The organism is Streptomyces sp. NPDC002867 (genome assembly GCF_053591895.1).
Window position 1 is genome coordinate 1 of the sequence record NZ_JBSFUR010000017.1, and the last position, 16,131, is coordinate 16,131.

Annotated in this window: 14 protein-coding genes; 6 read left to right on the forward strand and 8 right to left on the reverse strand. The window is 73.2% G+C overall.

Annotated elements, in window-relative coordinates; translation table 11 throughout:
- Window positions 1-137: 137 nt before the first annotated feature.
- The 5 genes from ACWD0A_RS18060 to ACWD0A_RS18080 form a co-directional block, all read right to left on the reverse strand.
- Window positions 138-1,400 (reverse strand): beta-ketoacyl-[acyl-carrier-protein] synthase family protein, encoded by a 1,263-nt coding sequence (locus tag ACWD0A_RS18060; protein ID WP_451299180.1) that lies wholly within the window; start codon window positions 1,398-1,400, stop codon window positions 138-140.
- Between the two features lie 76 nt (window positions 1,401-1,476).
- Window positions 1,477-1,725 (reverse strand): acyl carrier protein, encoded by a 249-nt coding sequence (locus ACWD0A_RS18065; protein ID WP_010987188.1) that lies wholly within the window; start codon window positions 1,723-1,725, stop codon window positions 1,477-1,479.
- Window positions 1,726-1,791: 66 nt separating this feature from the next.
- Complete coding sequence (locus tag ACWD0A_RS18070; RefSeq protein ID WP_451299182.1) at window positions 1,792-2,793, reverse strand: beta-ketoacyl-ACP synthase 3; 1,002 nt, start codon at window positions 2,791-2,793, stop codon at window positions 1,792-1,794.
- Window positions 2,794-2,809: 16 nt separating this feature from the next.
- Window positions 2,810-3,727 carry an ACP S-malonyltransferase gene (locus ACWD0A_RS18075; protein WP_451299184.1) on the reverse strand — a complete coding sequence of 306 codons (918 nt, stop codon included), beginning with the start codon at window positions 3,725-3,727 and terminating at the stop codon, window positions 2,810-2,812.
- Between the two features lie 89 nt (window positions 3,728-3,816).
- Window positions 3,817-5,001, reverse strand: a complete 1,185-nt coding sequence (locus tag ACWD0A_RS18080; protein WP_177153422.1) for a PucR family transcriptional regulator — start codon at window positions 4,999-5,001, stop codon at window positions 3,817-3,819.
- A 93-nt stretch (window positions 5,002-5,094) separates the two neighbouring features.
- Here ACWD0A_RS18080 and ACWD0A_RS18085 point away from each other — a divergent pair, with 93 nt between their 5' ends.
- Both ACWD0A_RS18085 and ACWD0A_RS18090 read left to right on the forward strand, forming a co-directional pair.
- Entirely contained in the window at window positions 5,095-5,766 is a 672-nt protein-coding gene (locus tag ACWD0A_RS18085) for a pirin family protein (RefSeq protein ID WP_451299186.1), read from the forward strand.
- Between the two features lie 79 nt (window positions 5,767-5,845).
- The gene (locus ACWD0A_RS18090) at window positions 5,846-7,987 is read left to right on the forward strand and encodes a HEAT repeat domain-containing protein (protein WP_451299188.1); all 2,142 of its coding nucleotides are present in this window, start codon (window positions 5,846-5,848) and stop codon (window positions 7,985-7,987) included.
- A 29-nt stretch (window positions 7,988-8,016) separates the two neighbouring features.
- Here the strand turns inward: ACWD0A_RS18090 and ACWD0A_RS18095 are convergent, their stop codons facing one another.
- The 3 genes from ACWD0A_RS18095 to ACWD0A_RS18105 form a co-directional block, all read right to left on the reverse strand.
- Window positions 8,017-8,280: a DUF397 domain-containing protein gene (locus ACWD0A_RS18095; RefSeq protein WP_451299190.1), complete on the reverse strand. Its 264-nt coding sequence runs from the start codon at window positions 8,278-8,280 to the stop codon at window positions 8,017-8,019.
- Complete coding sequence (locus ACWD0A_RS18100; RefSeq protein ID WP_451299192.1) at window positions 8,246-9,088, reverse strand: helix-turn-helix domain-containing protein; 843 nt, start codon at window positions 9,086-9,088, stop codon at window positions 8,246-8,248. The genes ACWD0A_RS18095 and ACWD0A_RS18100 overlap by 35 nt, the downstream gene beginning before the upstream one ends.
- A gap of 67 nt (window positions 9,089-9,155) precedes the next feature.
- Window positions 9,156-10,373, reverse strand: a complete 1,218-nt coding sequence (locus ACWD0A_RS18105; protein ID WP_451299194.1) for an Ig-like domain-containing protein — start codon at window positions 10,371-10,373, stop codon at window positions 9,156-9,158.
- Between the two features lie 210 nt (window positions 10,374-10,583).
- On the opposite strand from ACWD0A_RS18105, the gene ACWD0A_RS18110 reads away from it, so the two are divergent.
- The 4 genes from ACWD0A_RS18110 (at window position 10,584) to ACWD0A_RS18125 (ending at window position 16,128) form a co-directional block, all read left to right on the forward strand.
- Window positions 10,584-11,756 (forward strand): lipid II:glycine glycyltransferase FemX, encoded by a 1,173-nt coding sequence (locus tag ACWD0A_RS18110; protein ID WP_451299196.1) that lies wholly within the window; start codon window positions 10,584-10,586, stop codon window positions 11,754-11,756.
- A 572-nt stretch (window positions 11,757-12,328) separates the two neighbouring features.
- A complete protein-coding gene (gene murJ, locus ACWD0A_RS18115) occupies window positions 12,329-13,909 on the forward strand; it encodes a murein biosynthesis integral membrane protein MurJ (protein WP_451299408.1) in 1,581 nt (526 codons plus the stop codon).
- Window positions 13,910-13,933: 24 nt separating this feature from the next.
- Complete coding sequence (locus ACWD0A_RS18120) at window positions 13,934-14,617, forward strand: response regulator (RefSeq protein WP_451299198.1); 684 nt, start codon at window positions 13,934-13,936, stop codon at window positions 14,615-14,617.
- Window positions 14,614-16,128 (forward strand): ATP-binding protein, encoded by a 1,515-nt coding sequence (locus ACWD0A_RS18125; RefSeq protein WP_451299200.1) that lies wholly within the window; start codon window positions 14,614-14,616, stop codon window positions 16,126-16,128. Before ACWD0A_RS18120 ends, ACWD0A_RS18125 begins: the two co-directional genes overlap by 4 nt.
- Window positions 16,129-16,131 lie beyond the last annotated feature (3 nt).

Sequence of the window (16,131 nt, forward strand, 5' to 3'; positions counted from 1 at the left end):
GGTCCGGGGGCGGAGCCCCCGGTTACGGGATGGGGGCACCTCCCACGGCCGCCAGGCCGTAGGGGGAGGGCGGGGTGGGGAAATGCCGAGGCCCGCCCCCAACAGGGGGCGGGCCCGAAGCATGTGCGCTGTGCGCGTCACACCGTGCGGAACGCCAGCACCACGTTGTGGCCGCCGAAGCCGAACGAGTTGTTGATCGCCGCGATCGTGCCCTCCGGCAGCGCCCGCGGCTCGCCGCGGACGATGTCCGCGTCCACGCTCTCGTCCAGGTCGTCGACGTTGATCGTCGGCGGGGCAGTGCGGTGGTGCAGCGCGAGCACGGTCGCCACCGTCTCGATACCGCCCGCGCCACCCAGCAGGTGACCCGTCATCGACTTCGTGGCGGAGACCGCGACGTGGTCGAGGTCGTCGCCGAGGACCGACCGCAGCGCCTTGATCTCCGCGACGTCACCCTGCGGCGTCGAGGTGGCGTGCGCGTTCAGGTGCACGACCTCGGACGGCTTGAGGTCCGTCGTCTCCAGCAGGTTCCGCAGCGCGGCGGCGATACCGCGGCCCGTCGGCTCCGGCTGCGCGATGTGGTGGCTGTCCGCGGACAGACCCTGGCCCAGCACCTCGCAGTACACCTTCGCGCCGCGTGCGGCCGCGTGCTCGGCCGACTCGAGGATCACGACGCCCGCGCCCTCGCCGAGGACGAAACCGTCCCGGGCCGTGTCGTACGGGCGCGAGGCCTTCGTCGGCTCGTCGTTGTTCTTGGACATCGCCATCATGTTGGCGAACGCGGCGATCGGCAGCGGGTGGATGGCCGCCTCGGTGCCGCCCGCGACGACCACGTCGGCACGGCCGGTACGGATCATCTCGACGGCGTAACCGATCGCCTCCGCGCCCGACGCGCACGCCGAGACCGGGGTGTGGACGCCCGCCTGGGCGTTCACCTCCAGGCCGACGTTCGCGGAGGGGCTGTTCGGCATCAGCATGGGGACGGTGTGCGGGGAGACGCGGCGTACGCCCTTCTCCTTGAGCACGTCGTACTGGTCGAGCAGCGTCGTGACGCCACCGATGCCGGAGGCGATCACGGTGCCCAGCCGGGCCGGCGCGACGGCGGCGTCCTCGCCCGCGGGGGAGGTGAAGCCGGCGTCGGCCCACGCCTCGCGCGCCGCGATCACGGCGAACTGCGCGGAGCGGTCCAGCTTGCGGGCCAGCGGGCGGGGCAGGACCTCGCCCGGGTCGACCGCGGCCGCGGCGGCGATGCGCACCGGGAGGTCGGCGAAGCGCTCGCCCTCCAGGAGCTGCACTCCGGAGCGCCCGGCGATCAGGCCCTCCCAGGTCGATGCGCTGTCGCCACCCAACGGTGTGGTTGCGCCGATACCGGTGACGACCACGGTGCGATTGGTCGAGTTCACAGGAATTCTTTCTCCACGTGTAGGGGGTGCGGAATGTGCACGGCGCCACCGCTGGGCGGCGACGAGCGCGTCAGTCTCAGGCCTGGTGCTTGAGGATGTAGTCCGCGGCGTCGCCGACGGTCTTCAGGTTCTTGACGTCCTCGTCCGGGATCTTGACGTCGAAGCGCTCTTCGGCGGCGACGACGACCTCGACCATGGACAGCGAGTCGACGTCCAGGTCGTCGGTGAAGGACTTGTCCAGCTGGACGTCCTCGGTGGGGATACCGGCGATCTCGTTGACGATCTCGGCGAGACCTTCGACGATCTCTTCCTGCGTGGCGGCCATGTTGGCGCTCCTTCGGTGTGTATCAGAGGGTGTGGCTGTAGCCGTCCGGAAGATCCGTACGGGTGCCTAGGGGAGGGTAACGACCGTCGCGGCGTAGACGAGACCCGCCCCGAAGCCGATGACGAGCGCGGTGTCGCCGCTCTTCGCCTGTCCGGTCGCCAGGAGCCGCTCCATGGCGAGCGGGATCGAGGCGGCCGAGGTGTTGCCGGTGGTCTCCACGTCACGGGCGACCGTGACGTGCTCCGGCAGCTTCAGCGTCTTCACCATCGAGTCGATGATCCGCATATTGGCCTGGTGCGGGATGAAGACGTCCAGGTCGGCCACCGAGATGCCGGCCGCGTCGAGCGCCTGCTGGGCGACCTTCGCCATCTCGAAGACGGCCCAGCGGAACACCGCCTGGCCCTCCTGCGTGATGGCGGGGAACTTTTCGACGGACCCCTCGCGGTAGTCCGTCCACGGCACGGTCTGCTTGATGGTCTCGGACTTGTCGCCCTCCGAGCCCCACACGGTCGGGCCGATCGCCGGCTCGTTCGCGGGGCCCACGACGACCGCGCCGGCGCCGTCGCCGAACAGGAAGGCCGTCGCACGGTCCTCCAGGTCGGTGAGGTCGCTGAGGCGCTCCACGCCGATCACGAGCACGTACTCGGCGGAGCCTTCCACGATCATGCCCTTGGCGAGGGTGAGGCCGTAGCCGAAGCCCGCGCAGCCCGCGGAGATGTCGAACGCCGCCGGCTTGACCGCACCGATCCGGTCCGCGATCTCCGTGGCGACGGCCGGGGTCTGCTTGAAGTGCGACACGGTGGAGACGATCACGCCGCCGATCTGCTCCGGGGTGATCCCCGCGTCGGCGATCGCCTTGCCGGACGCCTCGACCGACATCGCGGTCACGGTCTCCTCGGGGGAGGCCCAGTGGCGCGTGGCGATGCCCGAGCGCGAGCGGATCCACTCGTCCGACGAGTCGATCGTCTCGAGGATCACCTCGTTGGGCACGACCCGGGTCGGACGGTAGCCGCCGACGCCCATGATGCGTGCGTACGGGGCACCCTTGCTGGGCTTGATCTTCGACATGCGCTACGGCTCCTTGTCAGGCTGCTGAGTGCTCGGCGACGAGCGTGCGGGCCGCGTCGAGGTCGTCGGGGGTCTTCAGCGCGAGCGTCTGGACACCCTTGAGGGCGCGCTTGGCGAGACCGGTGAGGGTGCCGCCGGGGCACACCTCGATGAGGGCGGTCGCCCCGAGGTCCGCGAACGTCTCCATGCACAGGTCCCAGCGCACCGGGTTGGCGACCTGGCCGACCAGGCGCGAGACGACCTCGGCACCGGTGTCGACGGTCCGCCCGTCCTTGTTGGAGACGTAGGGGAAGGCCGGGTCGGCCGGGGAGAGCTCCTGCGCGGCCGCCTCCAGCTTGGCGACCGCGGGCGCCATGTGGTGGGTGTGGAACGCACCGGCCACCTTCAGCGCCACGACCTTGCGGACGCCTTCCGGCTTGTCCGCCTCCAGCGCGGCCAGCTGCTCCGTCGTGCCCGCGGCCACGATCTGGCCGGCGCCGTTCACGTTCGCAGGGGTCAGACCGAGCTTCTCCAGGTGCGGGACCGTCACCTCGGGGTCGCCGCCGAGCAGCGCCGACATGCCGGTCTCGGTGACCGCGGCGGCCTCGGCCATCGCGAGGCCCCGGGCGCGCACGAGACGCAGCGCTGCGGTCTCGTCGACGACACGGGCGAACGCGGCCGCGGTGATCTCGCCGACGCTGTGGCCGGCGACCGCGCCGGGGGCGACGTCCCCGAGCGCCGAGGCGGACAGCAGTCCGGCGGCGACGAGCAGCGGCTGGGCCACGGCCGTGTCGCGGATCTCGTCCGCGTCCGCCTTCGTGCCGTAGTGGGCAAGGTCGAGCCCGATGGCGTCGGACCAGGCCGCGATGCGGTCGGCGGCGCCGGGGAGTTCGAGCCAGGGAGTCAGGAAGCCGGGCGTCTGGGCGCCTTGGCCGGGAGCGACGAGTACGAGCACCCTCACACTCTCTCTTGTGGACGGCCGTACCCGCCCGTGGGGACAGGGACGAAGAACCGTCAGGGGAATTGTCGGTGTTCCACAAAAGTCTATGGCTGGCTGTCCCCGTCGGCCAGACGCCCGAGAATCAGGGCGATCCGCAGAGTGAACGCCGAGCGGACATCAGAGGGTGACCAACCGGTGACGTCCGTCACACGTCGGAGCCGGTAGCGCACGGTGTTGGGATGGACGAACAGCATCCGCGCGGCGCCTTCGAGGCTGCTGGCCTGCTCCAGATAGACACTCAGAGTCTCCAGCAGCGCCGAGCCCGCCTCCTCCAGCGGTCTGTAGATCTCCTCCACCAACTGCTCACGCGCCGCAGGGTCCGAGGCGATCGCGCGCTCCGGCAGCAGATCGTCCGCGAGAACCGGCCTCGGCGCGTCCTGCCAGGCGGAACACGCCTTGAGGCCCGCGGCGGCGGCCTGCGCGGACCGGGTCGCGGCCAGCAGGTCGGGCACGATGGGGCCCGCGACCACGGGCCCGGCCGCGTACGGGCCGATCAGCGCCTTGGCGACGTGCAGCGGATTGTCGCTGCCGCCCGCGATCACGACGAGCCGGTCACCGAGCACACCGGTCAGCACCTGCAGCTTGGCGTGCCGCGCGGCCCTGCGGATCGCCTCCACCGTCAGCTCGCTGTCCCCGTCGGGCGCGGTGCCGAGAATCACGCACACGTGCTCGGGCGAGTTCCAGCCGAGCGCGGCGGCCCGGGACACCGCGCCCTCGTCGGCCTCCCCGGACAGCACCGCGTTCACGACGAGGGATTCGAGCCGGGCGTCCCAGGCGCCCCGCGCCTCGGCGGCCTGCGCGTACACCTGAGCCGTGGCGAACGCGATCTCCCGCGCGTACACCAGCAGCGCCTCGCGCAGCACCGACTCGTCGCCGGGGGCCGCGACCTCCTCGATCGCCGCCTCCATGACCTCGATGGTGGTGCGCACCATCTCCACGGTCTGGCGCAGCGTGATCGCCCGGGTCAGCTCACGCGGGGCCGTGCCGAAGACGTCGGTCGAGATCGCCTGCGGGGTCTCCGGGTGCCGGAACCACTCCGTGAACGCGGCGATGCCGGCCTGCGCGACCAGTCCGATCCAGGACCGGTTCTCCGGGGGCATGGCCCGGTACCAGGGCAGCGACTCGTCCATGCGGGCGATGGCGTTCGCGGCCAGCCGGCCGGACGACTGCTCAAGGCGCCGCAGGGTGGCGGAGTGCGGATGGGAGGAGTTCGCTGCAGGTTCGGGCACGGGGACAAGACTGCCTTATCAGGACGCGTGGTCTAAGTGCCGGGGTTCCCTCATCACGGCGTGTACTGCGGCGGCCCCGCTACGGTGGTCCGCGTGACTGCCATCCGGACCTCCATCCGGCGCTCCGCCGACCGCTACCCGGGCGGCGACCCGGCGGCCGGGATCGAGTCCCTGCACGCCTTCTCCTTCGGGCGCCACTACGACCCCGACAATCTGCGCTTCGGCGCGATCCTCGCCTGCAACGAGGAGCGCCTCGCGCCCGGCGCCGGGTTCGACGAGCACCCGCACAGCCACACCGAGATCGTCACCTGGGTCGTCGAGGGCGAGCTGACCCACCGCGACTCCGCGGGCCACGCCACCCTCGTGCGTCCCGGCGACGTCCAGCGCCTCAGCTCGGCGGGCGGCGTCCGGCACGTGGAACGCAACGACGGGCCGGACCCGCTGGTCTTCGTGCAGATGTGGCTCGCGCCGAAGGACCCGGGCGGCGAACCGTCGTACGAGATCGTGCGCGGCATCGCCGACTCCACCCCGTACGCGCTCCCCGAGGCCGGGGCGATGCTCCACGTACGCCGCCTCGCTCCCGGCGAGCGCACCGCCGTCCCCGACGCGCCGTTCGTGTACGTGCATGTGGTGCGGGACGAAGTGGCGCTCGGCGGCGAGGAGTTGGGTCCGGGGGACGCGGCACGGATCACGGACGCGGAGGGGCTGGAGATCGTGGCCGAGGGGGCGGCGGAGGTGCTGATGTGGGAGATGGCCGCCGGCTGACGGGTCCGGTCCGGCCCGGCCCGCGCGTCCCGCACGGCGAGGGCAGCCGGGTGTCGGACCTGCCTGCCATGATCCGCGCATGGATCTCGCACACGCACTCGACGGTCTCGACACACACCCATGGGCCGACACCACCCATGCCTACGGCAGTGCCGAGGACCTGCCGGAGCTGCTGCGGGCGCTCGCCGGGGACGACGAGGAAGCCGCGGACGAAGCGGTGTCGGAGCTCTACGGCAGCGTCCTGCACCAGGGGACCGTCTACGCGGCCACTGCCGACGTGGCGCCCTTCCTCGCCCGGATCGCGGCGGCCGGCCACAAGTCCGCCGATCTGCTGAGGCTGCTCGGCGACATGGCCGGGAGCGACGACGAGTACGGGGTGGAACCGGGCACCGTGCGCAAGGCCGTCACCGCGCAACTGCCACTGATCACGCCGACGTTGGATGATCCCGATCCCGCGGTGCGTCAGGCCGCGGTGTGGGCCGTTGCGCAGACGCGGGCTTCCCACACGGTGCTGCCCGCGCTGCTGGGCCGGTGGGACACGGAGCGCGAACCGCTCGTGCGGGCCGAACTCCTCGGCGCCATCGCAGGGCTGGACCCGGCGGCCGGTGCCACCCTCGCGCAGGCGGCCCTTGGGCCGGAACAGCCCGCGCACCTGCGGCTCGCCGCCGTGTTCGCCCGCCTGGACGCGGGCGAGGCGTGGGACGCCGCACACCACCGGGCGATGCTGTTGTCGCTGCCCGCGAGCCCGCTCGGCCGGGAACGGCTCGACCTGGACCGGGCTGAGCCGTTGTGCGCCGTCGTCGAGGAGCTGCTGCGGCGGGGGACCGACGCGGACACCACGGCGGCCGGGGACCTGCTCGACGCCGCCCTGCGGGACGAACGGGCCGATGTGCGGGCCGAAGCCGCGTGGGCCGCCGGCCGGGCCTGCCAGATGTCCCGCAGCGCCCCGGAGCGGCTGCTGCCCGCACTGCTGCCGCTGGTCACGGCGGGCGACGCGCGGGGCGTGCTGTCCCTGCTCGGGAAGCTGGGACCGATCGCGGCGGAGGCCGCGCCTGCCCTGGTCCAACTCGCGGAAGCCGGCCACGACGACGATCTCGCGGACCGCGCGCTCGGCGTGCTTGCCCTGGTGGCGCCGGACCGGGCGGCTCCGCTGCTCGCCCGCGGCCTCGGGAAGCGCCCCTGGGGCCTGGACGCCGCCGCCGGGTTCCGGGCACCGCAAGACGTGCCCTTCCCGTTCCACCCCGAGCTGTTGACCGCGGTCCGGGCCAGGCTGGCGGAGGACGACCTCACCGGGAACGAGCCCATCCAACTGATGCGCCTGCTGCGGCAGTGGGGCGGACGGGCCGCCGACGCGCTGCCCGAGCTGTACGAACTGCTCACCCGGTTCCCGCTGCCGGCGGCCCCGGCCGTCGCCGCGATCGCCGCCGAGTGCCCGCCCGGCGAACGTCGGCGTGCGGCCGAGGCGTTGCGGGCGCAGGCCCCCGACGGGCCGCTCCCGGTGGCGGAGGCCCACTTCGAACTGACCGGTGAGACAGACGTTCTCCTGGCGAGGCTCGCCAAGGAGCTCTCGGACGCATCAGGCGACGCGGCCTGGGCGGCCCAGGTGGCGGGCCGGCTGGGTGCGGCGGCAACGGGGTTGGCGGACGCACTGCGCGGAGCCCTCAGCGGCGCGGACGCCCATGACACCTCGCCCGTGCTCGACGCGGACGTGGCGCTGGCCGACGCCCTGTGGCGGATCACCGGGGACGCCGAGACCGTGGTCGCCGTGCTGGACTCGGTGTTCGCCCGGGCGTCCGGTGAGTACTGGTTCCGCTGGACCGCGATACGCGCCGCCCGCGCGGCCGCGCTGCTCGGCCCGGCCGGCCGGCCCCTGGTGCCCCGGCTCACAGCGCTGCTCGACGAACCCGCACAGGCGCCGGCGGCCGTGCTCGCCCTGGCGGCCGTCGCCGGCCCGGACACCCTCGACCGCCCGGCCCTGGCTGACACCGTGCTGTCCTCCGCCGAGCAGGAGGCGGGCGCGCTGGAGGCGTGCGACGCCCTGCTCGCCCTGGGCGCCGACGCGTTGTCGGCCGATCACGTGCGCCGGCTGACGGACCTCGCGGAACGGGACCTGCGGGTGATCCGGTCGGGTGTCGAGAGCGAGATCGTCCGCGCCGACGAACGGCTCCGGGCCCGCGCCCGCGAGGTGCTCGCCGCGCTCTGCCCGGACCGGACCGGCTGAACGCGCGGCCGGCCGCGGTCGTGGCGGCGCTACCGCAGGCCGTCCACGAACGCCCGCCACGCGCCTGCGCCGACGACGACCACCGGACCGTCCGGGTTCTTGCTGTCCCGGACGGGGACGGCGCCGTCGGGGCAGCCGTCGGCGACCTCGACGCACTCGCCCCCGTTGGTGCCGCTGTACGAGGACGTCCGCCACGTGGCGCCGCCGGTGACGGTGCACTCGACGCATTCGCCGCCAGTGCTGCCGCTGTAACTGGACTTACGCCACTGCACCTTGCTCGGGCCGGTCTCCATAGCGCTCCTCCATCACGCGGGCGATCAGTGCCGCCGAGTCCTCGACGGAGAGGGCGGCGGCCTGAAGGTGAGCGTAACGGCGCGCGGCTTCCCTGATGGTTTCGGGGTTGGCCGTCATATGGCCGGAGATGAGGTCCTCGGTGTAGATGATGTCCGGGTCGGTGTCGAAGCGCATGGTGGTAAATGCTCCGTCCAGGCTGGTGTGTTCACCCGCTGCGTACGGCAGCACCTGGATGCGCATCCACCTGTGGCCCGTGAACTCCAACAGGCGGGCCAGTTGCGCGCGCATCACCGCGCGGCCGCCGATCGGCCGGTGCAGCACGGCCTCGTCCAGGATCGCCCAGGCCAGCGGCGGCCGTTCCCGCTCCAGAATGCGCTGGCGCTCCATCCGGGCCGCCAGCAGGCCCTCCAGGTCATCGGGCATGCCCGTGGCCAGTACCGCCCGCGCGTACTCCTCCGTCTGCAGCAGCCCGTACACCAGCTGCGCCTGGTACGCGGAGATGTACGCCGCCTTCGCCTCCATCTCCGCGTACGGCTGGAACCAGTTGGGCAGTTGGCTGCGCAGCACCAGGCCGATCAGGCGCGAGAACACCCCGTCCGTCCCGAGCGCCGCGTCCACCCGTTCCGAGAAGTCGCGGGTGGGGACCTTCTTCGTGGTCTCGATCTGGCCGATCAGCGAGCCCGTGCAGTAGATGATGTCGCCGAGCTGGCTCTGCTTGAGGCCGTGGGCCTCTCTCTGGCGGCGCAGTTCCCAGCCGTAGTAGTCCAACGGGGATGCGCTGGGGTCGAGTGACTGGACGTTGGCCACGGTCGGCACCTCCGGTTTCCGGTACGTAGCCGAGCGTAACCGTGCTGTCGCAGCGTGGTGACGCGAATCACACAACTGGCGTGTGCAGAGCGCTCTTTGCCCTCCACTCCTCCCAGGAGAGGTTCCACGCGCCGAAGCCGTTGCCGGGCGCGGGGACGCCCTTGGTGTCCTTGCCCGTGATCTCGAACGGGTCGCCGGGGCGGACCTGGGCGTAGAACCAGGCGGCGTTCGCGTCGCTCATGCCGATGCAGCCGGAGCTCCTGTTGGCCTTGCCCATCCACTTGTCGTTCCACGGCGCCGCGTGCGCGTACATACCCGACCAGGTCAGGCGCATCGAGTAGTCGACCATCTTGTCGTAGGCGTCCGCGAGGCCGACCGTCTCGGAGTTCATGTTGATCGTTCCCTCCTTCGACATCAGCACCGCCGTGCCGCGCCAGGAGCGCTTGTCGCCGCCGGGAGTTCCGCCGGAGACGGGTATGGTCCGCACGGTCCGGCCGTCCCGCTCCAGCGTCAACCTGCGTCGATCGAGGTCGACTTCGACGATCTGGCGGGCGCCGATCGTGAACGACGTCGCGTAGTCGCGGACGAACCAGCCTCCGCCCGTGCCCGAGTCGGTGCCGTTCAGCCGGGCCTCCAGGGTGACCTTCGTGCCGGGCTTCCAGTACGCCTTCGGCCGCCAGTCGACCCTGTCGCGGCCCGACCAGTCCTTCATCCAGCCCCAGGAGCCCTCGGTGCCGTCGGAGGTGCTGACCCTCAACTGCCGCTCCACCTCCGCCTTTTCGGTCACCCGGTTGTCGAAGACCAGGGACAGGGGCTGGGCGACGCCGACGGTGGCGCCCGCGCCGGGCCGCCAGTCCACCTTGTTGACCTTGCCGGCCGGGGCGGTCGTGAACGACGTGGACGTGGTGCGCTCCGTGCCGCTCGCGGTACGGGTCGTGGCCTTCACCGTGTACGTGGCGCCGGGGACGGCCTTGCGGTCGGACTGCCAACTGCCGGTGTCCCCCGAGCCCTTCAGCGTGCGGCCCTCGGTGTCGGTAACCGTGACGGAGGCGAGCGTGCCGCCCGAGGCGGTCACCTTCACCGGCTGCCCGGCCCGGACCGCGCGCCCGCTCGGGGACACCGTCACGGTCGCCGGACGGTCGTCGGCGGCGCGGGCCCCGGTCTTGGCGTCGTCGGCCGGCGCGTCCGTGGAGCCGGGGGAGCAGGCGGCGAGCGGGGCCAGCAGCACGGCGGCCGCCACGACGCGCACGCGTATACGGCGAGCGGGTGCGCTTCTCACAGTCATGGGCGCAGGCATGGGCGGGTCCTCCGTCGTCGCGGAATGAGGTGGGATGCGACGAGCGTAGGACGGAGAAATAGCAGGTGAAGGGCTGTAGGGCCGTGTGACGGCGGTTGGGGTCGAACGGTCATCGTCCGGTCACATTCACCGCGTGGACCGGTCACGGACGGCTGTGAGCATCCACGGCATTCCGCGACCACAGGGAGGTCCCACACCGTGTCTGCGCTGCTCGTGCCGGCCGACCGCGGCCAGGAAACACCGCTCGGTCCCATCACCGAAGAGGCTTACCGCGTCTTCCTCGCGTCCCGTGCCGGGATTGCCCTCGGGCCCGGCTTCCTCCAGTGCCCGTCCTGGGCCGAGGTGAAGGAGGGATGGCGTTCGCTGCTCGTCGGCTGGGGGCCACGGCCTGAGGCGGGGGAGCTCAGTGGAGTGGCTCTGGTGCTGCTGCGCCAACTCCCGGGCACGCGCAAGTTCTTCGCGTACCTGCCCGAGGGGCCCGTCGCCGACTGGGCCGATCCCGGCATGGACGCCTGGCTCACCCCGTTGCTGAGGCTGCTGCGCACCGCGGGCGCGTTCGCCGTACGGATCGGTCCGTCGCCGGGCCACCGCAGCTGGGACGCCGCGCGGCTCAAGGCGGCCGCGGGGGCGGACCGGCGGCTCGCGGACGTGCTCGCCCGCGAGGTCGACCCGCTGGGGACGGCTGTCGCCGAACGGCTGCGCGCCCGCGGCTGGCACAGGTGCGGGGGCGAGGAGGACGGGGACGCGCAGCCCCGGTACGTGTTCCGCGTGCCGCTCGTCGGGCGGACCGTCGAGGACCTGTGGTCCGGCCTGAACCAGGAGTGGCGGCGCAATGTGCGGCGGGCGCGGAAGGCGGGCGTCGAGACGGTGGTCGGCAGCGCGGCGGACCTGCCCGAGTTCTACCGGCTGCTGCGGATCACCGAGGAGCGCGACGGCTTCCGGCTCGGCCGCTCGCTCGCGTACTACGAGCGCCAGTACGCGGCGCTCAACGCCGAGGAACCGGGGCGGATGACGCTGTACCTGGCCCGGCACCAGGGGGAGATCCTCGCCGCGCACACCATGATCAGGGTGGGCCGCCGCATCTGGTACCAGACCGGTGCGTCGGCCGACCACCGCCGTGAGGTGCGGCCGTCCAACCTGTTGCAGTGGCGCATGATGCAGGACGCCCACGCTCTCGGCGCGGACGTCTACGACATGCGCGGGGTACCCTCCACCCTCGACCCCGGCGACCGCGGGTACGGACTGCTGCGCTGGAAGCTCGGCACCGGGGGAGAGGTCGTCGAGACCCTGGGGGAATGGGAGAGACCGTTGGACGGCACCGCCAACCACGCGCTGTACCGGGCGTTCCAGGCGTACCTGGCCCGCCGATGACGCGCGACGCGCGCATGTCCGCCGCCCACGTGCCCGCGCCGGGCCACGCCGCACCCTCGGCCCCGGTGACCCGAGCCGTGCCGCCGGGAGCGGCTGCCGCCGCGCCGCTCGGCGGCCCGGCTGTTCCGGCCGACTCGGCCGGCTCCACCGGGGCGGGTGCCGGCGCCGGGCGCGTGCCCGCCGTGCCGGCGGGACCGGCCGCCTCGGGGCCTGTCAGCCTTGAGACCGGCGACCGGGCCGAGGAGACGGGAGTTCCGACTGCGCCGGGCCGCGCCGCGCCGCTCGGCGGCCCGGCCGTTCCGGGCGACTCGGCCGGCTCCGCCGGGGCGGAGGTTCCGGCCGTGCCGGGCCGCGCTGCGGCCGCCGCCGTCCCGGAGCCGTTCCGGGACGCTTTCGCTTCCGCCGGGGCGGGTGCCGACGCCGGGCGCGTGCCCGCCGTGCCGGCGGGACCGGCCGCCTCGGGGGCCGTTGGCCTTGAAGCCCGCGACCCGGCCGGTCCGGCCGGCTCCGCGGCCTCCGAGACCGCGCCTGCCGCCGACGCGACGGCGTCCGCCGCGCGCAGCGGTGCCGTCATGGCCGCCGGGTCCGTCGTGTCGCGGGCCACCGGGTTCGTGCGGTCCGCCGTCGTCGCCGCCGGGCTCGGGGTCGGGGCCGCCGCCGACGGGTACGCCGTCGGCAACTCCGTCCCCACCATCGTCTACATGCTCCTCCTCGGCGGCGCCCTCAACGCCGTCTTCGTGCCCGAGCTCGTCAAGGCCGCCAAAGAGCATCCCGACGGCGGCGCCGCCTACACCGACCGGCTGCTCACCGTCTGCGTGCTCGCCCTGCTCGGCCTCACCGCCGCCGCCGTGTGGGCCGCACCCGCGATCGTCGACGCGTACACGGACTACCGCGGCGAACAGGCGGCCATGACCGTCGCGTTCGCCCGGTACTGCCTGCCGCAGATCTTCTTCCTCGGCGTGTTCACCCTGCTCGGGCAGGTGCTCAACGCCCGCGGCCGGTTCGGCGCCATGATGTGGACGCCCGTCCTCAACAACCTCGTCGTCATCGCCGTCTTCGGCCTGTACCTCGCGGCCGGCGACGGCGGCACGCTGACCCCCGCCGAGACCGCCCTCCTCGGCTGGGGCACCACCGCGGGCATCGCCGTCCAGGCGCTCGCCCTGCTGCCGTTCCTGCGCGCCGCCCGGTTCCGGTTCCGCCCCCGCTTCGACTGGCGCGGCAGCGGACTCACCCGCCCCCTGCGCTCCGCGGGCTGGCTCGTCCTGCTCGTGCTGACCAATCAGGCCGCGTACTGGGTCACCACCAGACTCGCCACCGCCGCCGGCGCGCGGGCCACCGCCGCGCACATCGACGGCGCCGGGTTCAGCGCGTACAACAACGCCTACATGCTGTGGGCCGTGCCGCACGGCATCGTCACCGTCTCCCTCGTGACCGCGCTCATGCCCCGTATGAGCGGCTCCGCCGCCGACGGCGACACCGCCGCCGTGCGCCGGGACGTCGCGTACGCGCTGCGCACCAGCGCCGCCCTGATCGTCCCCGCCGCGTGCGCGCTGCTCGCCCTCGCGGGGCCCGTGATGACGCTCGTCTTCCAGTACGGCGCCGTCGAGGCCGACGACACCGCCGTCATGGCGGGCATCCTCATGGCGTTCGCGCCCGGACTCGTCGCCTTCTCCGGCCAGTACGTCCTCTCGCGCGCCTTCTATGCCCTGTCCGACACCCGCACCCCCTTCCTCCTCAACCTCGTGATCGCCGGGCTCAACGCGGCACTGTCCGCGACCGCGTACGCCCTGCTGCCCGCGCGCTGGGCCGTCACCGGTATCGCCGGGGCGTACTCGCTGGCCCTGTTCACGGGCTGGGCCGTCACGGCGTACGTCCTGCACCGCAGGCTCGCGGGCGGCAGCGGCGCCCTGTGGCGTTCGGCGACGCTGCGCGGGCAGCTGCGGCTGCTCGCCGCCGCCGCGCTCGCCACGGCCGCCGCTCATCTCGCCGCCCGCTGGGCCGCCCCGGCCGGCGCGCTCGCCGCCACCGCCGCGGGCGTCCTCGCGATCGCGGCCGTCCTCGTCCTGCTCGCCCGGCCCCTGCGGCTGGACGGGACCACCGCGCTGCTGTCCGGGGCCACGGCCCGGCTCCGCCGCCGCACCGTCCGACGCTGACCACGATCTGGAGACACCCCGCCCATGCCACGCGTCCTCCTCATCGAAGACGATCCCTCGGTACGCGAAGGGGTCGAACTCGGGCTGCGCCGCCGGGGCCACGAGGTCCGCACCGCCGCCACCGGCGAGGCCGGACTCGACGCCCTGCACGCCTTCCGGCCCGACCTGCTGCTGCTCGACCTGATGCTGCCCGGCATGAACGGCGTCCAGGTCTGCCGCCGCGTACGGGAGAACAGCCAGCTGCCCATCATCATGCTCACCGCCCGCGGCGACGACTTCGACGTCGTCGTCGGCCTGGAGGCGGGCGCGGACGACTACATCGTCAAACCGGCCCGGACCGAGGTGATCGAGGCCCGTATCCGGGCCGTGCTGCGCCGCATCGAGGGGCCGGGGGCCGGTAAGCCCGCCGTCGAGTCCCACGGCGAACTCGCCATCGACCGCGCCGGTCTCACCGTCACCAAGGCCGGCCGGCCGCTCGCCCTCGCCCCCTCGGAGCTGAAGCTGCTGCTCCACCTGTCCGCGGCCCCGGAGCAGGTGTTCAGCCGCCAGCAACTGCTGGAGCACGTGTGGGAGCACAGCTACCACGGCGACGCAAGGCTCGTCGACGCGTGCGTACGGCGGCTGCGAACCAAGATCGAGGACGGCTCGGGCACCCCGCGGTACATCCAGACCCTGCGGGGCTTCGGCTACCGCTTCGGGCCCCTGTGAGACGCCCGGGGAGCGGCGAGGACCGGAGGCCGGGCAGGCGCGGCGCCGGAAGCGGCGGCCGGGGGCGCATCGCCGCGTTCGGACTGCGCACCCGGCTGGTCATCGCCTTCCTGCTGGTGGCCGTCGTCAGCGCCGGGACGACCGCCGCGCTCACCTACCGCGAGGCGCGCAACGCGGTCCTCGCGAGCGCCCAGGACACGGCGGTGGAGTCCTTCCGCGAGCAGGTCCAGACACTCGGCGTCGGGCTGCCCATGGACCGCACCGTGCTGCAGGAGCTGCTGCGCGGCATCGCGCGCAAGGCCAAACCGCACCCCTGGGTCGTCTTCGCCGAGTACGGCTCACTGCGGGTCTCCTCCGGCACGAGCCCCACCTCGACCGTGATCACCGAGGAGTTGCGCCGCGCCGCCCGCGCCGGCTCCCCGCACGGGAGCTTCGAACGCGTCGTCAAGGACGGCGTGCCGTACCTGACCATCGCCATGCCCGTGGTGGTGAAGGTCGGCGCGGGCGGAACGCTGCCCACCGGGTTCGTGCTGTACGCCGTGATGCGGATGTCGGACGAACAGGCGAACATCGACGCCCTGGTCGCCGCGGCCCGGGACGGCGCACTGCCCGGCCTCGCCATCGCGCTCGTACCCGCGCTGATCGCCGCGCGCAGCGTCCTGCGGCCGGTCCGCGAACTGCGGGAGGCCGCCCGCTCCATGGGCAGCGGCCGGCTCGACACCCGCATCCGCACCCGGGGCCGTGACGAACTCGCCGACCTGGCCGGCACGTTCAACGAGTCGGCGGCCCAACTGGAGAGATCCGTCGACGAACTGCAGAAGGCCGAGGCACGCGCCCGCCGCTTCGCCTCCGACGTCTCGCACGAACTGCGCACCCCGCTCGCCGGGATGCTCGCCGTCACCGAGGTCCTCGACGAGGACGCGGACGCCCTCGACCCGGACACCGCGCGGGCCGTGCGGCTGATCAGCGCGGAGACGGGCAAGCTCGCCGTCCTCGTCGAGGACCTGATGGAGATCTCCCGCTTCGACGCCCGCGCCGCCGAGCTCCACACCGACGAGGTCGACGCCGCGGAGACCATACGCAAGACCCTGCAGAACCGGCACTGGACCGACCGGGTCCGCACCGATCTGCCCGACGGCATCCGCTTCCGCCTCGACCCCCGCCGCTTCGACGTCGTCGTCGCCAACCTCGTCGGCAACGCGCTGCGCCACGGCGGCGCGCCCGTCACCGTGGCGCTTCGGACCACGACGGCGGCGGACGGCACACCGCTGCTGGTCACCGAGGTCACCGACAGCGGGCCCGGCATCCGCCCGGACGCGCTGCCGCACATCTTCGACCGCTTCTACAAGGCGGACGCGGCCCGTACCCGGTCGGCGGGCAGTGGACTGGGTCTCGCGATCACCCAGGAGAACGTACGGCTGCACGGCGGCACGATCCGCGCGGCCAACGGACCCGGGGGCGGGGCGGTGTTCACCGTCGAGATCCCCGCGGACCACGGAAGGCGGGAGTGAGGG